6 protein-coding genes are annotated in these 6,248 nt (G+C 61.7%); 3 read left to right on the forward strand and 3 right to left on the reverse strand.

All coding sequences use genetic code 11. From position 1 onward, the window contains the following. Window positions 1-141: 141 nt before the first annotated feature. On the reverse strand, window positions 142-1,473 hold the full coding sequence (locus tag VJ604_RS03860) for a porin (RefSeq protein WP_324080062.1): 1,332 nt from the start codon (window positions 1,471-1,473) through the stop codon (window positions 142-144). Between the two features lie 293 nt (window positions 1,474-1,766). Between VJ604_RS03860 and VJ604_RS03865 the strand changes: the two genes are divergently transcribed. The 3 genes from VJ604_RS03865 to VJ604_RS03875 all read left to right on the forward strand — a co-directional run bounded on the left by VJ604_RS03865 (window position 1,767) and on the right by VJ604_RS03875 (window position 4,471). Beyond that, entirely contained in the window at window positions 1,767-3,551 is a 1,785-nt protein-coding gene (locus tag VJ604_RS03865; protein WP_324080063.1) for a hypothetical protein, read from the forward strand. Window positions 3,552-3,629: 78 nt separating this feature from the next. Beyond that, the gene (locus VJ604_RS03870; protein ID WP_324080064.1) at window positions 3,630-4,160 is read left to right on the forward strand and encodes an epoxyqueuosine reductase QueH; all 531 of its coding nucleotides are present in this window, start codon (window positions 3,630-3,632) and stop codon (window positions 4,158-4,160) included. Window positions 4,161-4,258: 98 nt separating this feature from the next. Then, complete coding sequence (locus tag VJ604_RS03875; RefSeq protein WP_324080065.1) at window positions 4,259-4,471, forward strand: DUF2905 domain-containing protein; 213 nt, start codon at window positions 4,259-4,261, stop codon at window positions 4,469-4,471. A 145-nt stretch (window positions 4,472-4,616) separates the two neighbouring features. Here VJ604_RS03875 and hpnI read toward each other — a convergent pair whose 3' ends face one another. Both hpnI and VJ604_RS03885 read right to left on the reverse strand, forming a co-directional pair. After that, the gene (hpnI, locus tag VJ604_RS03880; protein ID WP_324080066.1) at window positions 4,617-5,756 is read right to left on the reverse strand and encodes a bacteriohopanetetrol glucosamine biosynthesis glycosyltransferase HpnI; all 1,140 of its coding nucleotides are present in this window, start codon (window positions 5,754-5,756) and stop codon (window positions 4,617-4,619) included. 194 nt (window positions 5,757-5,950) lie between these two features. After that, on the reverse strand, window positions 5,951-6,248 hold a 298-nt coding region (locus VJ604_RS03885; protein WP_324080067.1), incomplete at its 5' end, for a tRNA (mnm(5)s(2)U34)-methyltransferase.

Here is a 6,248-nt window from a genome sequence, read left to right on the forward strand (position 1 = left end):
GTCCCCTCTCCCCCCGGGAGAGGGTTAGGGTGAGGGAACTTCCCACCGGGGCGAGCCTCCCTCACCCCCGGCCCTCTCCCGCAGGGGCGAGGGGAGAGTCGGCAGGGCGCGGGATGAAGCGATGGTCGGCGACCTGGCGCCTTACAAGCTGAAGGCCAGGGCGGCGACGGTGGTGCGGTTTCTCCCCTCGGGGGCGTCGGTGTAGATGTACTCCAGCGTCAGCTTGGTGTTCTGCAGCGGAGTGTAGGCGATGCCCGGGATGTAGCGGTGGATGCCGCCCTGGAGACTCGACTGGTACTCGTACCTGAAGAGCGGGATCACGTTGATGGGTGCCCCCAGGTAGTATTCCGCTTCAAAGGTGTAGGCATGGCTGTCGAAAGAGACCGGGGTGGTGGAGAACTGCGGGTTGGAATCGTTGCCGAAAACACCGCTCCCCTTGACATGCAGCCTCTTGTAGAGGATGTCGATGTCGGAGCCGACCCGGTAGAAGTCGTTGAAGTTGCTGACGATGCCGAGGTTGTCGAACTGGCCGTTGCGGCCGGAGTAGCCATAGACACCCCAGGTGATGGCCAGGTAGTCCCAGATGCTTTCCTTGTCCAGGTCGATCTCCGGCTCGTTCCCCTTGTAGTCGGTGCCGCCGAACTTGAAGGAGGCGCTGCCGTAGCCGTCGTAGTGATTCTGGCCGTTGCGGTTGACGGCGCCACCTGCCACGAACAACCGGTTGAAGAGCACCGCGTTGATCTCGGCCGCGTCCTCGGGAGCGTCCAGGCTGAAGGGGGAGTTGCCCACCAGGTAAGCGGTGGAGGCGTAGGCGGGAACGGTGAGGACCTTGTTGCTCCGTTTCCAAAGCGACAGGCTCGGCTCCATGCGGCCGACCTTCAGGTTGAGCGGGCTCCCGAACGCCTGATTCCAGACGGCGTACATCTCGCTGATGTTGGGGGTGTTGTTGGGCGGGGTGTTGGTGTTGTTGACCAGGCTGTTGATCTGGGTACCGGTCTGCAACCCCTGGGTGTAGAGGTTGTAGGTGATGTAGAAGGCCACCAGATCGCGGAAGGTCCCCCCTGCCTGCAGCCTCAGGGACCTGGCCGACAGCTGGAGCTTCTGCTTCTGGAAGGCGTCTTCGTCGTAGGCGAGGTCAAGGGTGCCGGTCAGCGAGACCGGGAGGATCAGCGGCAGGCCGGAGAGAAAGGCCCACTCGTTGTCAGCATCCTTGCCGGCGCCCTTGCCTTCCTTGGCGGCCTCTTCACCGGCCGTCGGGGCCCCCTTCTTCTTGCCGGGGTAGACGTAGTTCAGCTTGCGGAAGGCCTCGCCGAACTCGTTAAGTTCCGGGTAGATGGTGTGGCAGGTGGAGCACTCAGTCTTGTGCAATCTGCTGAAGGCCGGGATGGCGTGGGCGGTGCCGATACGGAAGAAGGGAGAGACGGCGAGGACGACAAGCACTACTAGAACAAGACGACAATTCCTGAGAAGCATAACAATCTCCTGCACATAGATAACAAAATAGCAGACTAGCCAGTTAAATTGCACTAATAAATAAAAATTTCCCATCCTCGCTGTATACCTACCGCAGGCAAGACACAGTACGCAGGGGCGATTAATACTATATTGACGATGTGAAGTCAACTTAACAAAAAAGGACCGAGGCGGCTGGAAGATACGCAGTGAAGCGAGGCTCATTTTTATCTACATTTTTAGCGGCGGAAATGCTATAAGTGTCCCTCAAAACCATCACGAGGGATGTTATGCGTCTAAAATGCCTGTTTCTATTGTCTTTTATTGTTCTGATCCTCGTTCAGGCGGGCTGCGGCGGCGGCTCGAGTTCGTCTGTGGCCGGCGCTTCCAAGCTGGCCGCATCCCAGAGCTGCATGAATGAAACCTGCCACGGCGCCACCGCCTCGCCGGTGACCGGCACCCTGATCGCGACCGAGTGGCTCGCTTCCGTGCACAAGTCCAAAAACGGGGCGGGGTGCGCTGACTGCCACGAGCCCGACAACGGACACCCCAACACCTGTAACAAGTGCCACGGCGGAGGGGGCTTCGGCGTCACCGTCAACCCCGACCAGGCCGGCAAGTGCGCCAAGTGCCACGGCCCGACCCACCCCGACGACGCCATGATGACCCTCGCCCCGCAGCACTACGGCTACTCGTCGGCCCGCCTGCTGCCGGCAACTCAGCGCGCACAGTACGTGAGCGGCCAATACGTGGGACGCTGCCGCGCCTGCCATAACCCGCACAACAACACGCTGCTTCAAAACCACCACGACTACGCCAAGTCCCAACACGGCTCCCCCACCGGAGTCGCCTGGTCCAACCGCGACTTCAAGGCCAATGCGGCCTGCATCCGCTGCCACACCACCACCGGCTTCAAGGCATTCGTGGCCAGCGGCTTCACCACTCCTACCCAGGGGTTTGGGGCCGGCGATGCAACCCGCGAGGTGCTGGCCTGCGACGGCTGCCACTCGAGTTACGACTTCAAGAACAGCGTCCGCCAGATCCCTGCCTTCACCGCCCCCTACACGGCAGACGGCAAGGCCGCTACCTTCCCCGACAACGGTGCCTCCAACCTGTGCATCCCCTGCCACGCCGGCCGGGCCAGCGGGGACGATATCGCGAAGATCACCGACTTCACCAAAGCATCCTTCGTCAACTCCCACTACCTGGCCGTCGCCGGGCTCATGTACATGAAGATCGGCTTCAAGAACTTCACCACCATGACCGCACCGGCCAACGCCGCCGCCTCGGCCAGCACCGCCAAGTTCACCTACGGCGATTCCTACACCATGTACGTCGGCCCCGCGACTCCTGCCGCTCCTCCGGGGCAGGTCAACAGTGCGCACCGCAGGTTCGGCACTCCGCTCATCAACGGCGACAACCACGTCGCGCCCAGCCGAGGGCTCCTCGCCGCCTGGCTCCCCGGCACCATGGACACCGACGGTCCCTGCGTGACCTGCCACCTCAACGCTGCCGACAGCAACGGTGCGCTCTCCACCAATCACCGGACCACCAGCCACACCCTGGCCATCAACACCAACACCTTCAGCCAGGTCTGCGTCAACTGCCACTATTCGGAAGTCCCGGTCAACGGCATCACGCCGACCGCGGTGCGAACCTTCATCGACGAGAACGCGGAGGACTTTGAAAACGCGCTGACCCTTGCGGAGAAGGTCCTGCTGGCGAAATACAACATCAGTTACAACCCTGCGGCACATCCCTACTTCTACGACCTGACCGTCGACCCCACCGGCAAGACCGCCGTGAAAGACTGGACGCGCGGGACCAAGGACCAGGACTTCGGCCGCAGGATCATGGGGGCTTGCTTCAACATCAACCTGCTTACCAGGGAGCCTGCCGCCTTCGCTCACGCAAGGACCTACGCCCGCAGGCTGATCTACGACACCATCGACTACCTCGACGACCGGACCGTCAACATGAGCGTCGGCGTTACGGCGGTGGCAACCGACCCGGTAACCTACGTCAAGGGAACCACGACGGCCACCTCCAGCCGCGCATTCAACTATCTGTGCAACCTGACCCAGCCGGAGCGCAAGTAGCCGGCAGAGAACGGTTGTCTGAACAGTCCTTACCGTGGGGGCGCTTTCCGGCGCCCCCACGGCATTGGTGACAGGAATATGAAAGTTCTGCTGCACATCTGTTGCGCCCCGTGCGCCATCTACCCCGTCAAGGAACTGAGGTCCGGCGGGGTGGAGGTGACCGGCTTCTTCTACAACCACAACATCCACCCGTACACCGAGTACAAGCTGCGGCTGGAGGCGCTCCGCCAGTACGCCAAGCTGGTGGATCTCGAGGTGATCTACCGGGAGGAGTACCTGCTGGAGGAGTTCCTCACCAACGTGGCGGCGGAGCCCCAGCAGCGCTGCGGCTACTGCTACCGCTCCAGGATGGAGGAGGCAGCCAAAGCGGCTGCGGAATTGGGTTTCAAGGCCTTCTCCTCGACCCTTCTGTACAGCAGGTATCAGAACCAGGAGCTGATCCGGGAATACGGCCAAAGTCTCGGGGAGCGCTACGGGGTGAAGTTCCACTACGACGACTTCCGGCGGGGCTGGCAGGAGGGGATCAATCTCTCCAAGGAGATGGGACTCTACCGCCAGAAGTACTGCGGCTGCATCTACAGCGAAAAAGACAGGTACGTAAAGAAATAGGGTAAAATAAGCTAAGGGCTGAAGGTGATAAGGAAAAGCACGCGTGCTCATTCCCTTCCCCTTCAGCCCTTACTATTTGCCCTTCGATTGAGGTTGTTATGCCCTCGCTTGGAAAATCACTGATTGTCCTCGGCCTGATCATCGCCGCCGTCGGGGTGCTTTTAACCCTCGCCGGGCGCATCCCGTGGCTTGGGCGGCTGCCGGGCGACATCTACATAAAGCGGGAGAACTTCTCCTTCTATTTCCCCCTCGCTACCAGCATCATCATCTCCGTCGTGCTCTCCCTCATCCTGTGGCTGCTCAGAAAGTAGGAATTCTAGGAGCCTGGAAGAAGCAGGTCGGCTGCCGTTCATGCTGAGCTTGTCGAAGCACCCCTTGGCCGACTACCACAAGCAGCCCTTCCACAGGTTCAGGGCGAACGGCCTAAGGGACCGAACACGTTGATCGGACGTTACCTCACGCGATCTCGACGATCTTCCCCCCCCTGTTCAGCCTGAACAGGTGCCCCCGCCACAGCACTCGGTTACCCACCAGCGAGAGCGCCCACACCCCGAAGGAGAAGGCGTCCCTGATTGGCAGCAGCCAAAGCCAGCGCGGCAGCAGCCGGTCCTTCACGAAGGCGCGGCTGTAGTTCAGGGAAACCGCACTTCGCACCAGGTACAAAAGCCCCGCCGCGGCAAAACCCTCCAGCGAAAAACCAGAAACCAGCAGGGCAAGCAGGGCTCCCGGAAAGGGGAGCGTGATCCCCGAGGCGCAGTAGCCGCCGGGCCTTGATACCCGCATGGTGCGACCCCAGCGAAGCTGGCGCACCAGCACCTCCGATACCGACTCGCTCCCCCTCATGATGCTCTCCACGAAATAGGGGGAGAGCTCCAGCCGGAAACCGGCCCGGTGGATCATGTTGCCGAGCTGGTAGTCGTCGGCCAGGTAATCGACCAGCGCCTCGAAGCCGCCGATCCGCTCCAGGGCGCTTCGCCTGACCGCCATGGACGCTCCCAGCGCGAAACTCAGACCCTCCAGCTTCAGGGCCGCCATCACGTTGGGGACCATCTCGCAGGAAAAACCGAGCGCCTCGATGGCGCACCCCACCCCTTTTACGCCGGAGGTGCGGTAGAGCGAGGTGACAAGCCCCACCTCGGCGTCGGCGAACGGTGCGCAGACCTCGCGCAGGTAGGTCGGGCGCACCCGGATGTCGCTGTCGCAGACGATCAGGAAGGGATGTTTTGCCTTGGCGTAGGCATGCATGAGGTTGCAGACCTTGTAGTTCGCCCCGTGGATGGCGCCGTCCACTACCAGCGAGATGTCGACTTGCGGGAAGGCCTCCATCACCCGCTCGATCACCGGGATGACGGGATCGGTCGGGGCAGCGACTGCGAAGACGATCTGGTAGGCGGGGTAATCCTGGCGGCAGAAGGAGGCGAAATTCTCAAAGCTCTCGCCGTCCATCCCCTTGACCGGTTTCAGGATGGAGACCGGGGGGGCGAAGTCCGGGAGCTTCTCTTTTTTGCCGAAGAAGCTGCGACCGCACTGCAGGGTGATGCCGGCATAGGCAAGCGCCGGGGCGGTGATCAGAAATGGGAGTAACTGACGAAACATCGCGTCCTTTCAAAACAAATCAAAGGCTAATTTAACAGGGATGAACAGGATGAAAGGGATAAAAAGCATAAACACTGCTGTCATCCCCTCGCCCCTTTAGGGGAGAGGGTGGCCGAAGGCCGGGTGAGGGTGCCTCAACGCGGCGAAAAGTCCCGCCCTCACCCCTGCCCTCTCCCCCAAGGGGGCAAGGGGGCTTAAATCTTTTCCACCAACACAAGGTACGGTGCCACCGGCGGCCGGTTCAACTGGCGGCTGCACCAGACGTTGTAGTGCTTGGGCGAAAGTGCCGACCCCCAACTCTCCACGGCCTGCGCCTCTTCCGGGCCACCTTCATGGCCGGTGTACAGGGAGATCACCATGATGCCTCCGGGAACAAGCAGCGAGGCGGCCTGCTCCAGCGCCGAGACCGTGGTGTCCGGAGAGGTGATCAGCGGGTGCTCGCCAGCCTTCGCCAAGGCTCCGGCCGACAAGCCTCCCGGCAGGTAGCCCAGG

It is taken from the genome of Geomonas sp. (assembly GCF_035254065.1).
Classification (GTDB): domain Bacteria; phylum Desulfobacterota; class Desulfuromonadia; order Geobacterales; family Geobacteraceae; genus Geomonas.